Annotated in this window: 24 protein-coding genes; 7 read left to right on the plus strand and 17 right to left on the minus strand. The window is 56.7% G+C overall.

What is annotated here, in order from left to right:
* Positions 1–103 precede the first annotated feature (103 nt).
* From SPHFLASMR4Y_RS03410 to SPHFLASMR4Y_RS03430, 5 genes are all read right to left on the minus strand, one after another.
* Positions 104–520, minus strand: a complete 417-nt coding sequence (locus tag SPHFLASMR4Y_RS03410; RefSeq protein ID WP_089132308.1) for a MucR family transcriptional regulator — start codon at positions 518–520, stop codon at positions 104–106.
* A gap of 97 nt (positions 521–617) precedes the next feature.
* Positions 618–1130, minus strand: coding sequence for a ribosomal protein S18-alanine N-acetyltransferase (gene rimI / locus SPHFLASMR4Y_RS03415; RefSeq protein WP_260807055.1), 513 nt, complete (start codon positions 1128–1130; stop codon positions 618–620).
* A gap of 3 nt (positions 1131–1133) precedes the next feature.
* The gene (tsaB, locus tag SPHFLASMR4Y_RS03420) at positions 1134–1760 is read right to left on the minus strand and encodes a tRNA (adenosine(37)-N6)-threonylcarbamoyltransferase complex dimerization subunit type 1 TsaB (RefSeq protein WP_089132309.1); all 627 of its coding nucleotides are present in this window, start codon (positions 1758–1760) and stop codon (positions 1134–1136) included.
* A 7-nt stretch (positions 1761–1767) separates the two neighbouring features.
* A complete protein-coding gene (locus tag SPHFLASMR4Y_RS03425) occupies positions 1768–2361 on the minus strand; it encodes a malonic semialdehyde reductase (RefSeq protein ID WP_089132310.1) in 594 nt (197 codons plus the stop codon).
* A 24-nt stretch (positions 2362–2385) separates the two neighbouring features.
* Complete coding sequence (locus tag SPHFLASMR4Y_RS03430) at positions 2386–2958, minus strand: NifU family protein (protein ID WP_089132311.1); 573 nt, start codon at positions 2956–2958, stop codon at positions 2386–2388.
* A 123-nt stretch (positions 2959–3081) separates the two neighbouring features.
* Here SPHFLASMR4Y_RS03430 and SPHFLASMR4Y_RS03435 point away from each other — a divergent pair, with 123 nt between their 5' ends.
* Positions 3082–6012, plus strand: coding sequence for a M16 family metallopeptidase (locus SPHFLASMR4Y_RS03435; protein WP_089132312.1), 2931 nt, complete (start codon positions 3082–3084; stop codon positions 6010–6012).
* 30 nt (positions 6013–6042) lie between these two features.
* On the opposite strand, the gene SPHFLASMR4Y_RS03440 is transcribed toward SPHFLASMR4Y_RS03435, so the two are convergent.
* The 4 genes from SPHFLASMR4Y_RS03440 to SPHFLASMR4Y_RS03455 form a co-directional block, all read right to left on the minus strand.
* Positions 6043–6675: a peroxiredoxin family protein gene (locus SPHFLASMR4Y_RS03440; RefSeq protein ID WP_186266038.1), complete on the minus strand. Its 633-nt coding sequence runs from the start codon at positions 6673–6675 to the stop codon at positions 6043–6045.
* A gap of 136 nt (positions 6676–6811) precedes the next feature.
* A complete protein-coding gene (gene hslU / locus SPHFLASMR4Y_RS03445; RefSeq protein ID WP_089132314.1) occupies positions 6812–8113 on the minus strand; it encodes an ATP-dependent protease ATPase subunit HslU in 1302 nt (433 codons plus the stop codon).
* A 42-nt stretch (positions 8114–8155) separates the two neighbouring features.
* On the minus strand, positions 8156–8722 hold the full coding sequence (gene hslV / locus SPHFLASMR4Y_RS03450; protein ID WP_089132315.1) for an ATP-dependent protease subunit HslV: 567 nt from the start codon (positions 8720–8722) through the stop codon (positions 8156–8158).
* Positions 8723–8887: 165 nt separating this feature from the next.
* Entirely contained in the window at positions 8888–9127 is a 240-nt protein-coding gene (locus SPHFLASMR4Y_RS03455) for a hypothetical protein (protein WP_089132316.1), read from the minus strand.
* A gap of 278 nt (positions 9128–9405) precedes the next feature.
* Between SPHFLASMR4Y_RS03455 and SPHFLASMR4Y_RS03460 the strand changes: the two genes are divergently transcribed.
* A complete protein-coding gene (locus SPHFLASMR4Y_RS03460; protein WP_089132317.1) occupies positions 9406–9651 on the plus strand; it encodes a hypothetical protein in 246 nt (81 codons plus the stop codon).
* An 18-nt stretch (positions 9652–9669) separates the two neighbouring features.
* Here the strand turns inward: SPHFLASMR4Y_RS03460 and SPHFLASMR4Y_RS03465 are convergent, their stop codons facing one another.
* The gene (locus tag SPHFLASMR4Y_RS03465) at positions 9670–10956 is read right to left on the minus strand and encodes an MFS transporter (RefSeq protein WP_089132318.1); all 1287 of its coding nucleotides are present in this window, start codon (positions 10954–10956) and stop codon (positions 9670–9672) included.
* Positions 10957–11118: 162 nt separating this feature from the next.
* Between SPHFLASMR4Y_RS03465 and pgsA the strand changes: the two genes are divergently transcribed.
* The 3 genes from pgsA to SPHFLASMR4Y_RS03480 are packed head-to-tail and all read left to right on the plus strand — an operon-like array spanning position 11119 to position 12403.
* Positions 11119–11691, plus strand: a complete 573-nt coding sequence (pgsA, locus tag SPHFLASMR4Y_RS03470; protein WP_089134652.1) for a CDP-diacylglycerol--glycerol-3-phosphate 3-phosphatidyltransferase — start codon at positions 11119–11121, stop codon at positions 11689–11691.
* A complete protein-coding gene (moaD, locus tag SPHFLASMR4Y_RS03475; protein WP_089132319.1) occupies positions 11691–11954 on the plus strand; it encodes a molybdopterin converting factor subunit 1 in 264 nt (87 codons plus the stop codon). Before pgsA ends, moaD begins: the two co-directional genes overlap by 1 nt.
* A complete protein-coding gene (locus SPHFLASMR4Y_RS03480) occupies positions 11951–12403 on the plus strand; it encodes a molybdenum cofactor biosynthesis protein MoaE (RefSeq protein WP_089132320.1) in 453 nt (150 codons plus the stop codon). The genes moaD and SPHFLASMR4Y_RS03480 overlap by 4 nt, the downstream gene beginning before the upstream one ends.
* Here the strand turns inward: SPHFLASMR4Y_RS03480 and SPHFLASMR4Y_RS03485 are convergent.
* Entirely contained in the window at positions 12400–13323 is a 924-nt protein-coding gene (locus SPHFLASMR4Y_RS03485; protein WP_089132321.1) for a hydrogen peroxide-inducible genes activator, read from the minus strand. The genes SPHFLASMR4Y_RS03480 and SPHFLASMR4Y_RS03485 overlap by 4 nt on opposite strands.
* A gap of 154 nt (positions 13324–13477) precedes the next feature.
* On the opposite strand from SPHFLASMR4Y_RS03485, the gene epsC reads away from it, so the two are divergent.
* Complete coding sequence (epsC, locus tag SPHFLASMR4Y_RS03490; protein WP_089132322.1) at positions 13478–14182, plus strand: serine O-acetyltransferase EpsC; 705 nt, start codon at positions 13478–13480, stop codon at positions 14180–14182.
* The gene (locus SPHFLASMR4Y_RS03495; RefSeq protein ID WP_089132323.1) at positions 14182–14535 is read left to right on the plus strand and encodes a DUF2794 domain-containing protein; all 354 of its coding nucleotides are present in this window, start codon (positions 14182–14184) and stop codon (positions 14533–14535) included. The genes epsC and SPHFLASMR4Y_RS03495 overlap by 1 nt, the downstream gene beginning before the upstream one ends.
* A gap of 41 nt (positions 14536–14576) precedes the next feature.
* On the opposite strand, the gene phoB is transcribed toward SPHFLASMR4Y_RS03495, so the two are convergent.
* From phoB to SPHFLASMR4Y_RS03525, 6 genes are read right to left on the minus strand one after another with little or no spacing between them, the layout of a single operon-like run.
* The gene (gene phoB, locus SPHFLASMR4Y_RS03500; protein WP_089132324.1) at positions 14577–15278 is read right to left on the minus strand and encodes a phosphate regulon transcriptional regulator PhoB; all 702 of its coding nucleotides are present in this window, start codon (positions 15276–15278) and stop codon (positions 14577–14579) included.
* Positions 15278–16009: a phosphate signaling complex protein PhoU gene (phoU, locus tag SPHFLASMR4Y_RS03505; protein WP_089132325.1), complete on the minus strand. Its 732-nt coding sequence runs from the start codon at positions 16007–16009 to the stop codon at positions 15278–15280. The genes phoB and phoU overlap by 1 nt, the downstream gene beginning before the upstream one ends.
* A gap of 25 nt (positions 16010–16034) precedes the next feature.
* Positions 16035–16880, minus strand: coding sequence for a phosphate ABC transporter ATP-binding protein PstB (gene pstB, locus SPHFLASMR4Y_RS03510; protein WP_409928905.1), 846 nt, complete (start codon positions 16878–16880; stop codon positions 16035–16037).
* Between the two features lie 5 nt (positions 16881–16885).
* On the minus strand, positions 16886–18148 hold the full coding sequence (gene pstA, locus SPHFLASMR4Y_RS03515; protein WP_260807057.1) for a phosphate ABC transporter permease PstA: 1263 nt from the start codon (positions 18146–18148) through the stop codon (positions 16886–16888).
* Complete coding sequence (pstC, locus tag SPHFLASMR4Y_RS03520; RefSeq protein WP_089132326.1) at positions 18141–19526, minus strand: phosphate ABC transporter permease subunit PstC; 1386 nt, start codon at positions 19524–19526, stop codon at positions 18141–18143. Before pstC ends, pstA begins: the two co-directional genes overlap by 8 nt.
* 60 nt (positions 19527–19586) lie before the next feature.
* On the minus strand, positions 19587–20630 hold the full coding sequence (locus SPHFLASMR4Y_RS03525; RefSeq protein ID WP_089132327.1) for a substrate-binding domain-containing protein: 1044 nt from the start codon (positions 20628–20630) through the stop codon (positions 19587–19589).
* Positions 20631–20805 lie beyond the last annotated feature (175 nt).

Raw genomic sequence — 20805 nt, forward strand, 5'->3', positions numbered from 1 at the left:
CGTTACGCTGAGGAAGACTCTATGCGGGGCACAGGATATTGCAAAGGGAAAATTGCGGCAAGTGCGCCGCAATTTTCCAAATCCAGTGCATCAGGAAATCAGCTTAATTCTTTTTGCCCTTTTTCTTGCCGAGGCCGATAGCCTTTGCAAGTTGGCGGCGCTTCTCCGCATAATTGGGCGCGACCATCGGATAATCGTTGGGCAAGCCCCATTTCGCGCGATAATCCTCGGGTGTCATGCCATAATGCGTCATCAGGTGGCGTTTCAGCATTTTCAGCTTCTTGCCATCTTCCAGGCAGACCACATAGTCCGGTTTTATCGATGCCTTGATCGGAACAGCAGGTTCGGGGCGCGCCTGTTCTGCGGCTTCCCCTGAAAGCGAGGCCAGTGCGCCATGAACACTGCTGATGATGAGTGGCAAATCCGATACTGCAACGCTGTTATTGCTGACATGCGCAGCAACAATGTCTGAAGTGAGCGTAATCAACGTCTCATTCAGAGCAATTTCTTCCTCTGTCATATTCAATTACCTTTGTGCGACCATTTTTATTTTATTGCGTATTTTGCGCAGTAGTATTTACACGAACGGGCACCCGCTGCAACAGACAAACTGGTTGTTACATATGGTTACGCGGCAATGACGCCTTGTAAGTAATTGCGTCGTATTTTTCCATATTGGCACCGGTATAATAGGCCTTGCGCAGTCCTATCCGCTCGAAGCCGAATTTACTGTAGAGGATTTGGGCCGGATTATCTGCTCTCATTTCCAGAAATACCGAAGAAACCCCATGGTTTACCGCCGATTGCAACATATGCTCGAGCAATTGATAGCCGATACCGCGACTCTGCTGGTCCGGTGCGACCGCAATCATCAGAAGCTCTTCTTCATCCGCTGCCTGCCGACTGATCAGAAAACCACAGATCATGCCTGCGCGTTCCGCGACCAATAATCTGGCAGTGGGCATGGACAGCATCGAGCGGCACTGATGATGATTCCATCCTTCGCCGTAAGTTTTCGGGAAAGCATGTTCCATGACATGCATCACGTCAGCAAGATCGCCGAGATCACCAGGCCGGATTACGATCGGCGGAGCTTCCCGATCGTCGCAGGGGCTTTGGCGGGTGGCCATCGCTCAGACCGTCGTGACCGGCTGGGCATCGGGTTTGCGCCCGTAATTCGGTTTGGCAGGCAAATTTTTCATATTGCTTGTCACTAAAGAGATGTGAGCGGCATTTGGCAATATTGGAAAATGCGTTTTTGCGCCGACCCGTGCCGCAAGTTCCGCCGCGGCCGATCCGGCGATTACATCTGCCCGAACCGCGCGTTCGGCCTGCTCCGGCGTGAGCGAGGCAAATTCACCCGCTGGTTCGCCCCCGGCAGTAAAATTCTGGACGAAATATTCGCCATGGCCAGCCTGCATCGCCACGCAAAGCGGTTCGGAACGGTCCATCTGGTCCAGTGCCTGTGCGGCCACGAGGGCGAGACAATTATACCCGTGGATATCGGCGCCCCAGGCCAGAGCAAGCGCCTGGGCAGCGGAAATGCCGATGCGAACACCGGTAAAGCTGCCCGGCCCGCAATTGACCAATATCGCGTCAGCTCTGCCACGATCGGGAAGATCCGCGATCGCCGGGATCAGTTTTTCGGCGTGGCCACGACCGATCTCGGCATACTGTGCAGCGATCAGCGTGCCGCCCTCGAACAGCGCAACGGAACATGCAACAGTAGCGGTATCGATTGCGAGAAGGCGTTCGCCCATCAACCGTTCAGATCAGGCTGTTGAATTTTTCAAATGCCGGTCGCGGACTCCGGTCAAAAATCGTCGCAGGATCGCCATAGCCCAATGTCGAAATAAAATTGGACTTGATATGCGGCTCATCACCGAAAAATTCCTTGTCGACAGCGGCCTGGTCAAAGCCGGACATGGGCCCGGTGTCCAGTCCGAGCGCACGCGCTGCCATGATAAAATAGGCACCTTGCAGCGAACTGTTGCGCAGCGCGTGGGTTTTCCGGGCTTCCGGATCACCGGCAAACCAGCTTTTTGCATCGGCATGCGGAAACAGTTCCGGAAGATACTCGTGAAAATTCTCGTCCATCCCGATGATGACGGCTACAGGCGCCTTGCGGACCTTTTTCTGGTTCGCGGCGGACGTCAGTGCGGCAAGCCGGTCACGCGATTCCTGACTGTGGCACCAGATCAGCCGCGACGGCAGCATGTTCGCACTGGTCGGGCCCATTTTCATCAGGTCCCAGATCGCATGAAGCTGTTCTACCGACACCGGTTTGTCATGATAGCCGTTATAGGTACGGGCTTCGAGAAACAGCTGATCCAGTGCTGCCTGACCAAGGGGAGAATTCATTGCTTTGCCTTTGTGTAGTGACGTTTAAGCGGCCCGGACTTCGGTGACTTCCGGAACATAATGTTTCAGCAGGGATTCGATCCCGTGTTTCAGCGTTGCCGTGGATGACGGACAGCCTGCGCAAGCGCCCTGCATCTTCAGGAATACCGTGCCCTTGTTGAAACCGCGATAGATGATATCGCCGCCGTCATTGGCCACGGCAGGCCGGACCCGGGTCTCGATCAGTTCCTTGATTTGCGCAACGATATCGGCATCTTCCGGATCATCGTGTACTTCTTCTTCGGGTGGGACGACGATGTCGCCTGCGCTGCCAGGTTTGAAAAGCGGCAATCCGGCCGAAAAATGATCAAGCAATATGCTCAGAACCTGTGGTTTCTGATCGCTCCAGTCGGCGCCCGGTCCGCAGGTGACCGATATGAAATCCGATCCGAAGAAAACGCCGGTGACATCGCCAAGCGAGAACAGGGCTTCTGCCAGCGGCGACACCTCGGCATCTTCCGGCGAGGCAAAGTCGCGGGTCCCCTCGGACATGACAGGCTGTCCCATCAGGAATTTGAGGGTGGAGGGATTGGGTGTTTTTTCGGTTTCAATCAACATGACTGTTATCTGGCGATTATATGCAGAGCGATCAAGGGCAAAACAAAACTTGTCTCGGCAAGGCCGTCGGAATGTCTGGAATATTCACTGGTCAGTCAGATTGAGCCTGCTTATATCTGGCGGATGAAAACAATATCCCCGCGTCTTGCTCCCCGTCTGGCCTCCCGGCTGCCGATGCTGCTTCTGCTATTCGCCATGCTGGCTATGCCCGGCCTGGCCCTTGCGGAGGACGCCAAGTCCGATGACGCGCTGCCGTGGCTCTACCAGAACAGCGATGTTCCGGTCGACAAAAGCTGGACTTTCGGCGTGCTCGACAATGGTTTGCGATATGCAGTCAAGCATAATGGCGTCCCGCCAGGGCAGGTTTCTATCCGCCTGCGGCTGGATGTCGGATCGCTGATGGAGCGCGACGAAGAGCAGGGATTTGCTCATTTCATGGAGCATCTGACCTTTCGCGGTTCAACCCATGTGCCCGATGGTGAAGCAAAACGGGTCTGGCAAAGACTGGGCGCGACCTTCGGTAGCGACAGCAATGCCGAAACCACGCCGACCCAGACCGTTTACAAACTCGATCTGCCCAACGCAAACAGGGGCAGTCTGGATGAAAGTCTGAAAATTCTGTCGGGCATGGTGCGCTCTCCCGGGCTCAGCGTGACGGCGGTCAATGCGGAGCGACCCGTGGTGCTGGCCGAATTGCGCGAGCGGGCCGGACCCCAGTCTGATGTCCAGAACGCCACCCGGGAACTCTTCTTCGCCGGTCAGCGGCTTGCAACCCGTGCTCCGATCGGCACGCCGGAAACTTTGGGCGCAGCCACTCCAAAGATGCTGCAACTGTTTCATCAGCGCTGGTATCGGCCGGAAATGGCTGTCATCGTGATCGCTGGTGATGGTGATCCGGCGCTGTTCGAAGAACTGCTGAACAAGCATTTCTCGCAATGGCAGGGCAAGGGCGAACCCGGCACCATTCCGGATTTCGGAGCTGTCACCGATGATGCAGAGATCAGCCGGGTCGTTATCGAACCCACTTTGCCGCGTTTTATTTCCATGGTCATCGCACGGCCCTGGGAACAGGTTGAAGATACCATAGAATATAACCAGCAGATTTTGATTGACCTGCTGGCCCTGCAGCTGATCAACCGTCGGCTTGAAGCCCGGGCAAGGGCGGGAGGAAGCTATTTGCAGGCCAGCGTCGGCCAGGACGATGTGAGCCGTTCGATCGACGGCACGTTCATAAACATCATCCCGCTGGGCGACGACTGGGAGGCGGCACTCGAGGATGTCCGAGGCGTCATAGCAGACGCAACGACCACCCCGCCTTCGCAGCAGGATATCGCTCGGGAGATAGCGGAATTTGATGCCGCGCTGGCAATCGGCGTGGAAAGCTATCAGACCGAGGCGGCACGCAAGCAGGCGGATGATATCGTCAATGCCGTCGACATTCGCGAAACCGTTGCCACGCCCCAGGTCGCGCTCGATGTTTTTCGCGCGATGCGGGGTATGTTCACGCCGGGACGCCTGCTTGATTCGACGCAAAAATTATTTTCCGGGGTCGCAACCCGCGCCTTGCTGACATCACCTGACGGGGTTGACGATGGAGAAGTCAGGCTGGCCAAGGCACTACGGCGCTCCGTCGAAGCCGCAAGCGATGTCCGCGTTGCCCAGTCCGATATCGGTTTTGAATCGCTTCAAAAGATAGGCAAAAAGGGATCGATCCTGTCTTCGGAGATAAATGAACGGTTCGAAATCGAAAAGCTGGAACTGGACAACGGAGTCAGGGTGTTGATGTTCCCGAATAATGCCGAGCGCAACAAGATCATGGTCAATGTCCGCTTTGGCAAAGGCTATAGCGGTCTCTCATCCCAGCAGGAAACGCTGGCCTGGTCCGGTGCCATGGCGTTGATGGCCAGTGGTATCGGTGATCTCGGACAGGAGGAACTGGACAAGGTAACGACCGGACGGCGGATCGGTCTGGCCTTCGGCATCGATAATGACGCGTTCGAGATTTCTGCCGATACCCGGCCATCCGATCTGGAAGACCAGTTGCATCTGATCGCCGCGAAGCTGGCATTCCCGCGCTGGGATCCAGCGCCGGTCATACGCAGCAAGGCCGCAGCGCTGATCAGTTACGACAGCTTCGCGGGATCGCCGCAGGCGGTATTGGGACGCGACCTGGAATGGCTGGTGCGCGGCAAGGACCCTCGCTGGAAAACACCTGACAAAGACGACTTCAATCAATTGACCGCGGAAAACTTCCGCAAATTCTGGCAGCCGATACTGGCCAGCGGCCCTGTGGAAGTGATGCTATTCGGCGACTTCGACAGGGACCAGGCGGTAGAGTCCGTCCTCAAGACATTTGGCGCATTGCCAAGACGGGAGCCACAGGCCATCGCAGCCGATGCGCGGTCTCCGCAATTCCCGTCGCCAAAAGCCGGACCGGAAATTCTGGTGCACAAAGGCGATCAGGAAAGGGCCGCTGCTATGGTGGCCTGGCCGACCGGCGGCGGACTTGATAATGTGCGGGAAAGCCGGAAGCTGGAAGTTCTGTCATCGATATTCAATGACCGGCTGTTTGAAATCCTCCGTTCGCAACAGGGCGCAAGCTATAGTCCGCAGGTTATAAACAGCTGGCCGGTGGAGTTTGAATCCGGCGGATATATAGGCGCGCAAAGCCAGTTAACGCCTGACAATATCGACCGCTTTTACAATGTCGTAAATCTGATAGCCAAAGACTTGCGGGAAAATCCGGTCAGCACGGATGAACTGCAGCGGGTGGTAGAGCCTCTGCGCCAGCTGATTGCCAGAGCGAGCAGCGGCAACAGTTTCTGGATGAGCCAGTTGGAAGGCGCGAGCTACAATCCGCGGAAGTTCATCGCCCTGCAGACTTTGCTTCGCGACTATACGGTCATTACGCCGGCAGAAGTACAGGCTCTTGCTGTCCGATATCTGGATGATGCGACAAAATGGAAGCTGGCCGTGCTCCCCGAATCCGAACGACTGGCCGCCAATGACAACGAATCAAGGACTGAATCGTCCGAGGCGGCCGCCCGCAATTAGACCACTGTTTAACCTGTCAGCCAGTCTTGCCTAGATTGAGTCGACGAGGGCCAGTATCTGCTCGTTGCTCGGCCGCTTTTTATAGTCGCCGGATACCGTCTTCGCGATAATCGTGCCGTTGCCGTCGATCAGATAGACCGAAGCATATGGCACGCCCACCGCGCGTCCCTCGGTATATTGCGGGTCGCGCAATCCGAAGCCATCGATCACCGCGGATGACTGATCGGACAGCATTTCATATTGCAGCATCTGGTTCTTCGCAAAGCGTTCCTGCTGCCCGGGGCTGTCATAGCTCAGTCCGTAGAGCGTGTAGCCGCGGCGCTTCAGATCGTCGGCAATCGCGTTGATCGATTTCAATTGCGTCTGGCAATAAGGGCACCATTCGACCGAGCGCGTAAAGACGACAAGGGCAGGGCCCTTCTCCAGAATTTCACCAAAATTGGTTTCCCTGCCATCAACCAGCAAGCTGGTCTCGAGGGGGACGCCGTCTCCCACCGCCAGCCCGGCGTCGATGCTTTCCGCAGCGCTAATCGGTTCGATTGCCGGTCCCTGCTCGCTCTCCGCCTGGGCGGAAGCGTCATTACGCGCATCGGGCGCCGGTTCCGAGCAACCGGAGAGCGCCAGCATCGCAACGGAGGTCAAGGTAAAAGCGGTTCGTGTCATTGTAGGCTCCATTCAGCTGTCTTTGCCAATATTCGCGGTACAATGCCATGAGGTTACAGACCGGTCCCCTGAAATATCAAGAGCTGAAAGCTAGCATCAAGGCCGACGGGGCGGCACCGAAAACCGGCTATTACCATTACAAGACATATTTGGACAGGTCGGTGTCTTTCGCAACCTCGGAAAGCTGTTTCTCTACATAGGCCTTGTCGATGACGATTTCCTCACCGGTCCGGTCTTCGGCGTTGAAGCTGATGTCTTCGAGAAGTTTTTCCATGACCGTCTGCAGCCGGCGCGCGCCGATATTCTCGACCGTTTCATTCACATTTGCCGCGATTTCGGCCAGCTTGCCGATGGCATCGTCGGTGATCGTGATCGTAACGTCTTCCGTTCCCAGCAGCGCAACATATTGCTGAGGCAAGTTGGCGCGGGTTTCAGTCAATATCCGGACAAAATCGGCCTCGGTCAAGGCGCGCAATTCGACGCGGATCGGCAAGCGTCCCTGCAATTCGGGCAGCATGTCACTGGGCTTCGATATCGAGAACGCGCCGGAGGCGATGAACAGGATGTGGTCGGTTTTCATCGGCCCATATTTGGTCGCAACCGTCGTTCCTTCAATCAGCGGAAGCAGGTCCCTCTGAACACCTTCCCGGCTGACCGAACCACCGCGCAAGTCACTGACCGCGATTTTGTCAATTTCGTCCAGAAAGACGATACCGTTAGCTTCGGCGTCGGTAATCGCAGCCCGCGAGATATCCTCGTCGTCGAGCCGCCTGTCCGATTCTTCCTCGATCAGCTTGTCCCAGGCGTCGGCCACCCGCATCTTGCGTCGTTTCATGCGCGACTGGTTAAAGGCCTTGCCCATCATGTCGGAGAGATTGATCATCCCGACCTGGCCGCCCATGCCGGGTATGTCCATCGGCATATTCGGCGTATCTTCCACCTCGATCTCGATTTCGGTATCGTTCATATGATTGTCGACAACCCTCTGACGGAAGCTTTCCCGCGTCGCTTCGCTGGCATTTTCCCCGCAAAGGACATCGAGCAGCCGGTTCATCGCGGCTTCTGCCGCGGCATCGTGAACGGCCATCCGCCGGCGTTCGCGTTCCAGCCGCACAGCCTCTTCCGCAAGATCACGGGCAATCTGCTCCACGTCACGACCAACATAGCCGACTTCGGTGAATTTCGTGGCTTCAACCTTGATGAAGGGCGCGTCAGCCAACTTAGCCAGGCGACGCGAAATCTCGGTCTTGCCGCAACCCGTGGGCCCGATCATCAGGATATTCTTCGGTGTCACTTCCTCGCGCAGTTCGGCCGGGAGCTTCTGGCGACGCCAGCGATTGCGCAGAGCAACGGCCACGGCTCGCTTCGCTTCCTTCTGGCCGATGATATGATCGTCCAGCGCCTTGACGATGGTTTTGGGGGTCAGGTTCGCCTGCATGCTAAATTTCTCTTCGTTCTTGATATCGGGAACTGATTATAATCAGCTTTCGCTGTCGAGCATTTCAATGGTGGTCTGGTCATTGGTATACACACAGATTTCCGCAGCGATTTCCATCGCCTTCCTCGCCAGCTTCTCAGCACTTTCCTCATAATCCATCAGGGCTCGCGCCGCCGAGAGCGCAAAATTCCCGCCCGATCCGATCGCCGCGATGCCCTCATTCGGTTCCAGCACATCGCCATTGCCGGTCAGGATCAGCGTGATATTCTTGTCGGCAACGATCATCAGCGCTTCCAGATTGCGCAGATATTTGTCCGTGCGCCAGTCTTTGGCGAGTTCGACGGCCGCGCGCATCAATTGCCCGTTATGCCGCTCCAGCTTGGCTTCCAGCCGCTCGAACAGGGTGAAAGCATCTGCGGTTGCTCCCGCAAAGCCGCCAATAACGGAGCCGTCGTGCAGTTGCCGGACCTTGCGGGCATTCCGCTTCATCACCGTCTGTCCCATCGAGACCTGGCCATCGCCAACGACGACGACCTTGCCATTTTTCCGGACCGATAAAATTGTTGTGCCATGCCATTGCTGCAGGCCATGTTGCTGATTTTCTGTCATGAAACCGGATATGGGTAATCGGTTCCGAATGTGCAACCAATGGCTTCGCGGCTTTCTGCCATCGCGAAAAAATCATCCGCCGGACAAGCGATTTTATCGCCCTCGCGGCGCAAAAAAAATGGCGACCGATTGGCCGCCATTCTCAAATTCTGTGTCTGAACGAGTTCAGGGGGAGGTTGGCGTATCATCGCTGCCGTCGGCTGCGATGACGATGCCAGCAATCACTGCTGCTGCTGCCAGAATTGCGATGATGATGCCGGAGCCACCTTCGAGATCATTTTCGCCTTCGACAGTTGCGCTCGTGCGTACAGCCGAAGAAACAGGCTGGGAAGCCTGAGCCAAAACGGGTGCGCTTACAAGCGATGCGGCTGCGGCTGCAGCCATTCCAATTTTACCGAAACGCATAATTTGCTCCTTCAGGGTTTCGCATTTCACTTAATACGCTGCGAGCATTGGCATAACAGTCTGCTGAAATCAACCATCTTATTGCCGAAAATCGCAATATCGCCAACCAGTTGCAAAGATCACACAGGTTGACCTTCTGCGGGATGGACGGTGCTTCCGGCGAGATAATGATCGCTCGCTATTGAATAGCCGCCGCCCTCGGACCTGTAACCCCTGTTTTCCAAGGCCTGTACCAATTCAAGACGTTTCGGGCAGGAGAGAATTTTGCACTGGTATACATGGGTAACAAGTTGTTAACCAAGGGCATGGATACCGAAAGATTAACCCGACTGGCCCTGCCTGACCAAAGTCCAAGGCACAGTTTTCGCAGAAGCTTGCCACCAAAAATAGCAGGACTTGCGAGACAAGAGCGCGATCTGGAAAAACTATCGGACAATAAGGAAGAAGGATTCGGCGAAGACGTGAGCCTGTTTCTGCTCAGCTTCCTGGCCTTCTTTACTGCTTTCTATATGTTCATCGTTTGAACCAAGCTCATGGAGCGATCAGTCGCAGGCGCGATGAAGTTGCTGTCCCAGCCATGCCGCCACCAGGCACATGGCCGCAACCAGCAATAGCTGTTCCGTCGTGGAAACGCCCATCAAGCTCAATCCGAGCGCGACCAGAGCGCCGACAACCATGCAGCCGGAATTGACAACATTATTCGCCGCAATCGTGCGCGCGGTCTGGCTGATATCCACCGTGGTCGTCAGAAAGGCGTATAGCGGAACGACGAACATGCCGCCAAATATCGATACGCCGGCCAGCGTGCCGAGCAGGGCCCAGGCCCCGTCATGGACGATGAACGTGTCAAACGTGTAGAGCTGACCATCGGGCAGGCCCTGCCAGCCCCGCGCTATGAAATAGAGAATGAGCACGAAGACCCCCATCAGAATCACGCTTATCGGCGCAAAGCGCGCGGATACCTCGCTTTTCAGCAGCCGGTTGACCAGCACCGAACCGATGGCAATGCCAATCGAGAATACGCCCAGAAACAGACTGGCAACCTGCGGTGTTGCAGTGAGCACATTTTCAACCAGCGGCGGGAACTGAATGATCAGCACCGAGCCGATAGTCCAGAAAAAGCTGATTGCGATAATCGCCAGATACAAGCGGCGAACATGCAAGGTCGCCGAAATCAGCCGGATCGAGGAGCGGACAAAATTATAGTCGATTTTTTCGACTTCCTTCTGCGCGGGCGCCGGCGGCATGAACTGGGCAGCGATGCGGCCAATAAGCGCGACCACGAAGACGGCCGCAACCGCGATTTCGACTCCATTGCCGTTGCGATCGATGATGATCCCGCCAAGAATCGTTCCGGCGAGAATCGCGATATAGGTTCCCGCTTCGACCAGACCGGTTCCGCCGAGAACCTCATCCTTTTCCAGATGCTGGGGCAGCACCGCATATTTGATCGGTCCGAAAAACGTGGATTGCAGACCCAGCAGGAACAGAGCGGTCAGCATGACGGGGATCGAATGCAGCCACAGTCCGATTCCGCCGACAATGGCGATGAAGATTTCCAGCGTCTTGACGAAGCGGGTGATACGCGCCTTGTCGTAATTGTCGGCCAGCTGTCCGGCGAGCGACGAGAACAGGAAAAAGGGCAGTATGAACAGGCCCGAAGCCAGCGCATTGAATGCGAAATCTTCCGATTCACTTTCGTAAATTCCGTAGGTCACCAGGATGACCATCGAGAATTTGAAGAGATTGTCGTTAAATGCCCCGAGCAACTGTGTCAGGAACAGCGGCAAAAATCTTTTCGTCCGCAGCAAATGCGCAGTATTTTGCATAAATCGGAAATCTCTTTTGGAGCGGAAGATGGGCGGTTGCCCACCCTTAACCCATTCAGGCCCGGCGTCAAATCCATTGACCGGCGCGCGGGCTATGAATTTCCGCTCCGATTGGCTGAAACAATTTTCATTTCGGGCAAATCCGTTTATGCGAGTGCCACGATGTTGAATTTGCCAAACATATTGACACTGTCACGGATATTCGCGGTGCCGATTCTGGTCTTTCTGCTTTGGCCGAACTTCGAGGCGGCCCGGCCCCAGCCTCTTCCCATCGACTATCTGCTGACCTTCGGCCTATATTGCCTGATGGCGGTCACCGATTATTTCGACGGCTATCTGGCCCGGTCCCAGGGCACGGTATCCAAGCTCGGTATCTTTCTCGATCCGATCGCCGACAAGATCATGGTCGCCGCGGTCGTGCTCATGCTCATTTTTACGCGCGATATCAGCGGGTGGCATGCCATCGCTGCAATCGTCATATTGCTGCGCGAAATCATGGTTTCGGGGCTCCGCGAATTTCTCGCCGGGCTGCAGATCAGCGTTCCGGTGTCGCAACTGGCGAAATGGAAAACCGGCTTTCAGATGATTTCTCTTGGCGCGCTGATCCTGGCAGGCGGTCTGCCGCAATTTCCGATTGTCCAGACCGTTGGCCTGTGGACGCTTTGGGCCGCAGCGATCCTGACCCTGATAACCGGCTGGGATTATCTGCGCGTCGGCCTGAAGCACATGGACTGATGACGCGCTCGCTCGACATAGTCTATTTCGCCTGGGTGCGGGAACGGCTTGGCATGGACCAGGAGCAGGTGCAGCTCGACGACAGTGTCGAAACTATTGGCGATGTCCTGACAATGCTCGTCGCAAGAGGAGATAGCTATGCGGATATCTTTGCCGACATTGGCAAATTGCGCTTTGCCCTCGATCAGGATTACGGCCTCCCGGACACCCCTCTCGGATCGGCACGGGAGCTGGCGATTTTCCCGCCGGTAACCGGCGGATGATCAGGATTGCAGTCGGAACGCCGGATTTCGACATCGGCGCTGAAACAGCGAGAGTCGCAGGGCAGGGCGGCGGTGCGATTGCCAGCTTTGTCGGCCAGGTCCGCGATGACGGCAACCTGCAATCGCTCGAACTGGAACATTATCCGGCAATGACCGACAAGGCGCTGCACAAGATCGCCGAAACCGCACTGGCGGACTGGCCGCTCCACGCGGTGACCATCATACACCGTGTCGGAAAGCTGGCGGTGGGCGAGAATATCGTCCTGGTGGTGACCGGATCCGATCATCGCGATGCGGCGATCGAAGCCTGCTCCTTCATCATGGACAAGCTGAAGACGGTCGCGCCCTTCTGGAAGAAGGAAACCCGGACCGACGGTGCAACACAGTGGATCGAAGAACGTGCGTCCGACATTGATGCATCGCAAAAGTGGGACAAAAGCGAAAATTAGGACTGGTTCTGCGTGACCCAGTGCTGCGCGCCCTTCATGATTTCTGCCAGCAATTGGAACTCGCTCCGCCGAGGGCTGTTCTTGCGCCATACCAGCGCGATATCGCGTGTAGCCCGATCCGATTTGAGCGGTCGTGCGACGATATTCGTATGATTCAAAATGCCGCTATCGATAGCCATCTTGGGCAAAAGGGTCAGACCGAGACCATTGTCGACCATCTGCACCAATGTATGCAGCGATGTTCCCATCATCCGCGCGGACGCCCTGAGTTCGGGACGGTTGCAAGCCGCCAGCGCATGGTCTTTCAGGCAATGGCCGTCTTCAAGCAGCAGCAATTGCGTTTCATCAATCTGCGCCGGGTCGACCTGTGGTGGGGGATCGCGCGGGTCATCTTTCGGAAATGCCACAAATATCTCGTCGCTGAACAATGTCTCGCATTCGACATCCCCGCAGGGGAACGGCTGCGCCAGCAGGACACAGTCGGCATGGCCATGGTGCAGGGAATCGCATGCGGCCTGACTGGTTTCCTCTTTCAGATAAAGTTTCAGCTCCGGACGCTCCTTGCGGAGTTGCGGCAACAGCCGCGGCAGAAGAAAGGGCGCGATCGTCGGAATCACACTCATCCGGATATCCCCCGCCAGAGGCTTCCCGGCGGATCTCGCCATTTCGGCGAGCTCGTCCGTCTCGCGCAAGATGCGATAGGCCTTTTCCACCATCTGGTTGCCCAGATCCGTAAAGCGGACCACGCGGCGGGTGCGTTCGACCAGTACGATATCGAGCAGAGCCTCCAGCTCCTTGATGCCGGCAGACAATGTCGACTGGGTCACAAAACAGGATTCTGCCGCTTTGCCGAAATGGCCATGTTCTTTCAGAGCCACCAGATATTGCAGTTGTTTGAGCGTGGGAAGATAGGTCGACATTATCGATGCTTTCGATCAGTAGTAGAGCATTGATCTAATATAATGATGAATATCCGGTTTGAAAAGCGCCATTATAATTGCGTTGCAAAAAAGAACTGGAAATCCGGACCGGTCATATCTAGTTATTGATATCAGTAATCTCCGGAGGAAATATATGTTTCGGGCACTTGGCGCTTATCTCGATTCTATCAAGGCCCGTGATCCAGCCCCGCGTTCGCGATGGGAAGTGCTGCTTTATCCCGGTGTATTGGCTCTAGGCCTGCACCGTTTCGCGCACTGGCTGTTCAAGGGCGAACTCTATTTCCTTGCCCGGCTGGTCAATCATATCTCCCGTTTCTTCACTGCCATCGACATCCACCCCGGCGCAAAAATCGGTCGCCATCTGTTCATCGACCATGGATTCACCGTCATTGGCGAAACCGCGCAGATTGGCGACAATGTGACAATCTACCAATGTGTCACGCTGGGCGGGACGAATCCGGCCAATGGTGTGGGCGGCAAGCGCCACCCGACGATCGAGAATGATGTCATCCTCGGCTCCGGAGCACAGGTGCTCGGCCCGATCACGGTTGGCAAACGGGCCAGGGTCGGCGCGAATGCGGTTGTTACCCAGGACGTTCCGGAAGGCGCCACCATGGTTGGTGTTCGCGCCCGGCCAACCCTGGTCGAGGCCAAGGATTATCAGAAGGATTTTGTTCCTTACGGCACACCCTGTAGCGAGATTTTCGATCCCTCTACGCAAAAGCTCGAAATCCTGCAGTGCGAAATGGAACAGTTGCAGAAACGTATCGCCAGTTTTGCCAAGGAGCGGAACGGCGAGGAGACGCCGGTCGAATCAGAAGGACGCGATAGCGCTTGATGCGTTTCGGCGATTCCAACATATCACCATTTCCGCAGCGGGGCACGCCCTCGCAGGTCGGTTTTGAACGGCGCGAAATAGAGCGCATCCTGGGGCTTTACGGCCGGATGGTGGCCGCGGGCCACTGGAAAGACTATGCCATGGACATGCGCAAGGATGTGGCGATTTTTGCCGCTTTCCGCCGTGCGTCGGAACGGCCGCAGATGCGGATTGAAAAGCGCCCTTCCGAACGCAATCGACAGGGCATGTGGACGCTGCACGGCGAACAGGGCCAGATTTTGAAGCGTGGTCATGATCTGGCCGGTGTACTGGCTCCGGTCGAGCGCAAGCTTATGAAACTGGTGGCAGACTAGCAGTTCCGGCTCCCGCTCTTTGGTTCAGACCAATGGGAAAATCAGCTTTCCACAGCATCGGTATCAAGCGCATAGCCCGCCGAACGGACGGTCCGGATGATATCGGACCTGCCATTGGCGTTGAGCGCCTTGCGCAGCCGCCGGATATGAACATCAACGGTTCGCAACTCGATATCGCTGTCCTGACCCCAGACGCTGTCGAGCAGCCTTTCGCGGGAAAACACCCAGTTGGGATGCTCCAGAAAATGGCGAAGCAGGCGAAATTCGGTTGGTCCCAGGGGGATCGTGTCGCCGCCGCGTTTGACCTTGTGGCCGACGGTGTCCATTTCCAGATCACCGAAACTGAGCTTCTCGCCAGCCAGCGCCGGGCGGACCCGGCGCAGCACGGCCTTCACCCGGGCGATCAGTTCGCGGGGGCTGAACGGTTTGGTGATATAGTCGTCGGCGCCGGTTTCCAGTCCCCGGATCTTGTCCTCCTCCTCACCGCGAGCGGTCAGCATAATGATGGGAATATTGGCGGTTTCCGAAGAGCGGCGCAAGCGGCGGCAAACCTCGATACCGGACAGGCTTTCCAGCATCCAGTCGAGCAATATCACATCGGGACGATGTTCCTGCACCAGCAACAACGCCTCTTCGCCGTCCGGTGTGTGGATGACGTCATATTCCTCTTTCTTGAAATTCCAGGACAGCAGTTCCGCTAGCGCGGCATCGTCTTCGACCAGCAATAATTTGGCGTTGACCATCAGTCGTCCCCGTCGCCGAGCGATTCGTCTACCGGCGTCGTCGGATTTTCACCACGCGTCCGTTCCGGCATCGGTTCACCGGTCGCCGCGAAATAGACCATTTCGGCAACATTCGTGGCATGATCGCCAATCCTCTCAAGATTCTTGGCAATGAAGAGCAGATGCGCCGCTTCGCCAATATCCTTCGGGTTCTCGATCATATGGGTGATCACCGCCCGGAAAATGCTGTTGTAGAAATCATCGACGATCTGATCGCGCCGGTTCACTTCCATCGCCAGCTCCGCATCCCGGCGGGCAAAAGCATCGAGAGAATCCCGTACCAGTTCGCTGGCGATTTTCGACATCGACGGCAACAGGGAAATGGGTGTCAGCCGATGCGTCTTGGTCACGAGCGGGACCCGTTTCGCGATATTCTTGGCATAATCGCCAATCCGTTCGACCACGCCGGAAATCTTGAAAGTGGCGATCAGTTCCCGGAGATCGTCGGCCATCGGCGCCCGCAGCGCAATGGTCTGGAATGTCAGCTCGTCGATCCGCTTTTCGAGTTCGTCGATCAGCTTGTCTTCGCGGACCACTTCCTCGGCCAGTTCCAGATCGCTGTTTTCCAGCGCGCGCATCGCCTTGGAAATCGCCTGCTCGCTGCGACCGCCGATTTCCGCAACCATGCCGCGCAATTCGTTGATGTCGGAATCGAAGGCTTTGACCGTATGCTCTGTGCCAGTATTGACCATTTTTCAGTTCCTAAACTTCGAGATATCAGCCGTAACGTCCGGTGATATAGTCCCGCGTTTTTTCTTCCCGCGGATTGGTGAAAATATCGGTTGTGTCGTCATATTCCACCAGGGTGCCGAGGTGGAAAAAAGCTGTTTTCTGAGATACACGCGCGGCCTGCTGCATATTATGCGTCACGATGACGATAGCATATTTCCCGCGCAATTCGTGGATCAGCTCCTCGATCTTTGCGGTTGCTATCGGATCCAGCGCCGAACAGGGCTCATCCATCAGAATCACTTCCGGATCAACGGCAATCGCGCGCGCGATACACAGGCGCTGCTGCTGACCACCCGACAAGGCCGTGCCGCTGTCGAGCAGCCGGTCCTTCACCTCGCCCCAGAGACCGGCGCGCTGCAAGGAGGATTCGACAATATTGTCGAGCTCGTCCTTGCTGGTGGCCAGTCCGTGGATACGCGGCCCGTATGCGATATTGTCATAGATGGATTTGGGAAAGGGGTTCGGCTTCTGGAACACCATGCCGACCCGCGCCCGCAGCTGCACGACATCCATTTTCGGGGCGTAGATATCGTCGCCGTCGAGCTGGATTTCACCGGTAACCCGGGCAATCGGTATGGTATCATTCATCCGGTTCATACAGCGCAGGAAGGTCGACTTGCCGCAGCCGGACGGTCCGATAAAAGCGGTGACATTGTCCATATTCACGTCGATGGACACGTCGTTGATCGCCTGCTTGTCGCCGTAGAACACATTGACGTTGCGCGCCGTCATCTTCGGCGTGGAGGCGTCGCCTGGCATTGCTGTCGTGGCCGGATCTGTCATATTCATGCTTTCACTTGCTTCCTGCATTGTCAGGTCATCATTCATCATGGCACCTACCACCGGGTTTCGAAACGGTTGCGCAGATAGATGGCCAGGGCGTTCATCGTCAGCAGGAACAACAATAGCACAATGATCGCTGCTGATGTTTTCTCGACAAAACCGCGGTCGACTTCGTCGGACCAGAGAAAGATCTGGACCGGCAAAACGGTCGCCGGATCTGTGATGCCGCTGGGCGGTGTCGCGATAAAGGCGCGCATGCCGATCATCAGCAGCGGCGCCGTCTCGCCGAGCGCCCGGGCCATGCCGATAATGGTGCCGGTCAATATGCCGGGGAGCGCCAGCGGCAGGACGTGGTGGAACACCACCTGCAGAGGGCTCGCGCCGATGCCCAGCGCCGCTTCGCGGATAGACGGCGGCACGGATTTAACCGCGTTGCGTCCCGAAATAACGATCACCGGCATGGTCATCAGTGCCAGGGTGAGGCCGCCGACCAGAGCGCCGGATCGCGGCATTCCGAAAAAGTTCAGAAACACGGCGAGCCCCAGCAGCCCGAAAATGATCGAGGGTACGGCTGCCAGATTGTTGATCGAAACCTCGATCAGATCGGTAAGCCGGTTTTTCGGGGCATATTCCTCAAGATAGAGCGCCGCCAGAACACCGACCGGAAAAGCCAGCAACAGGGTCACGATCATGGTGATCAGCGAGCCTTTGAACGCCCCCCAGATTCCGACCTGCATCGGATCCGTTGCATCGGAATGGCTGAGGAAATTCCAGTTGAAACCGGTCGACAGACGATCCCCCAGTTCGCGGACCTTCGCCTCGGCTTCCGGATTGCCGGCGTCCTTGTAGGCAACATCTATATCCGAAATGACCGGCAGATAGACGGTTGCCTGCTGCTCGACGATGTCCGGATCGTTCAGGATCATCGCGTTGACCGCGGTCCATCCACCCGGCGAGAACAGGTCGGTGCCGTCCGGACCATATTGAATCTCGATACTGCTATCGACAATTTCGCGCAGGCCCATTGACTGCAGATTGGCATCCGCATTCGGCCCTTCAAACTGGCTGGCCGAAGCGCCGCCGGTAACCGCAGGAAAATCAATATCGACCGGCAATTCGGTCTGGGTAAAGCCGCGGAAACCGTTACCGACCATCACGATCAGCAGAAAGGCGAGAAAGCCCGCCGACAGTATGACTGCTGCCATGCCCAAGGCCTTGAACCGCCGCTCGGCCGCATAGCGGCGGGCAATGCGCTTCTGCATGGCCTCGCCTTGCCAATCGGTCGGATTGCGCTTCATTTCGGTGAGACTATTCATATGCTTCCCGATATTTTTTGACCACGCGCAGGGCGATGAGGTTGAGCAGCAGGGTTACGATGAACAGGACCAGACCAAGAGCAAAGGCCGCCAGTGTTTTCGGGCTGTCAAACTCCTGGTCTCCGGTCAGCAGCTGCACGATCTGGGTCGTGACGGTCGTGACGCTGGCAAAGGGATTTGCCGTCATATTGGCAGCCAGACCGGCGGCCATCACCACGATCATGGTCTCGCCGATTGCGCGGCTGACAGCGAGCAGAACGCCGCCGACCACGCCCGGCAGAGCGGCGGGGATCAGGACCTTCTTGATGGTCTCGCTATGCGTTGCGCCCATGGCCAGTGATCCGTCGCGCATAGAACTGGGAACGGCGGCAATACTGTCATCGGCCATCGAGGATACAAAGGGGATGATCATGATGCCCATCACCACACCGGCTGCCAACGCCGATTCCGAAGACGCGCCGGTGATACCGATCGAAACGGCAAAGTCGCGCAGCGCTGGAGCAACGGTCAAAGCAGCGAAATAGCCGTAGACCACTGTTGGGACACCAGCGAGGACCTCCAGTATCGGTTTCATCCACGCGCGGAACTTCGCCGGCGCATATTGCGTGAGATAGATTGCGCTCATCAGACCGAGCGGTATCGCCACGATCATCGCGATGATCGCGCCGATGAATACCGTGCCCCAGAACAGCGGGATGGCACCAAATCCGGTTTCGCCTCTCGGCCCCGCCACCGCCTTGGGATTCCATTCGGTGCCGAACAGGAAATCGATCGGTGAAACCATGGAAAAGAAGCGCGCCGATTCGAAGACCAGCGACAGGAATATCCCCACGGTCGTAATGATTGCGATGAGCGACGCGAGCAGCAATATCAGCATCGTCACGCGCTCGATCTTGGTCCGCGCCCTCAGGTCAGGCTTGATCTGCAGCCAGGCATAGACGCCGCAGGCGAAGACCATCAGCAGGGCCGCGACCGCTCCGATCATCTGGAAATAGGCGATGGCCTCGCGATAGGGCTCGACCATCGACTGCGACAGCGGATTAAAGGCATTGACCTGATTGCCATAAGCAATGGCGCGCGCCTCGGACAGGATCGCTGCCCGGGAAAAACCGTCCTGCGGCAAGGCCGCCGCTGCCGGACTGGTCAGCGCGGCATCGGTGATCAGCGCCGGACTGACAAAACTCCAGACTGTCATGAAAATGGCGGCGGGCACTATCGCCCACAACGCGACATACCAGCCATGATAGTTGGGTAGCGAATGCAATGCGGATCGCGACGTTTTGCCGCCCGACTGCATTCCGGACGCTTTCAGGCGGCCGAAAAACCAGGCGACCAGACCGAGGCCGAAAACGAGAAAAAGAAGCGTTGAACTTGTCACAATATCGGTTTCCGCCCCTGCATCAATACCATCTAGAACGCAACGCCCGCGCAGACGTGGCTATTTGAGTTCGCCAACCGTAAGCGGGGTCATGTTGTCGACCACTTCGGTCATCTTTTGCCGTACATTGTCCGGCGAAGCAATCAAACCGGCTTTTACAAGATATCCGTCACGGGTTCCCGCATTGATGAACTCCTGCATATATTCACGCAGCCCCGGTATCACGCCAACGTGCTGTTTTTTCACATAGACATAAAGTGGTCGAGCCCCGGGATATTCGCCCGATGCGATGGCTTCATAGGTGGGGTTGACACCAGAAACCGAAATACCGCGGACGCTGTCGAGATTTTCTTCCAGAAAACTATAGCCGAAAATACCGACGCTATTGGGATTGGCCTTCAGCTTCTGAACGATGAGATTGTCATTTTCGCCAGCATCGACATATCCGCCGTCGGTCCGGACTTCATGACAGATATTCTTGAATTGCTCTTCATCGCTGTCCTTGAGCGCCTTTGTCGCCGGATCGGTAACGCAACCGACTTCCATGATCAGTTCGGTCAGCGCGTCACGCGTACCGGACGTAGATGGGGGCCCGTAAACGCTGATCGCGAAATCGGGCAGGGAAGGGTCAATATCCGACCATTTCCTGTTCAGATTTTCCTTGCCGAACGGCCGCTCTGCAATGGCTTCATAAATCTGCGCCGGAGTCAGCGAAAAGGCCGGGCCGTTGTTCGCCTGGGCAATGGCGATGCCATCGATCCCGATCTGGACTTCGACGATGTCGGTAACACCATTGCTCTGGCACAGTTCAAATTCGGACGCCTTGATCCGGCGGGACGCATTGGCAATATCCGGGGTGTCCGCGCCTACGCCTGCGCAAAAAAGACTCATGCCGCCGCCGGTGCCGGTCGACTCGAGGATCGGCGAGGGATTGGCTCCATTGATGCTGAATTGCTCAGCGACAGCCTTGGCAAAGGGGAAAACGGTCGATGATCCGACGATCCGGATTTCGCCACGAGTGCCGCCCTGACCGCCAGAAGCCTGATCCTGACAGGCGGCAAGCCCGAGGGAGGCGATCGCCGCGAGCGCGATTGTTCTCAACATTGAATAATTCCTAGTTCATCTGCGCGCGTCCCTTGATGAATCTCACCAAGGACCGGATCAGCAGGCTTGTTCGGGAGGCTTCTAGGGAGACGCAATGTCCTGTTCGTGACAGATATATTACAAATATGTGACAGCGTAGCCCGAGCGGTTCTTGCGGAGGGAATCCATTCGCCAA

Origin of the sequence: Sphingorhabdus sp. SMR4y, from assembly GCF_002218195.1 — a bacterium.
GTDB lineage: Bacteria > Pseudomonadota > Alphaproteobacteria > Sphingomonadales > Sphingomonadaceae > Parasphingorhabdus.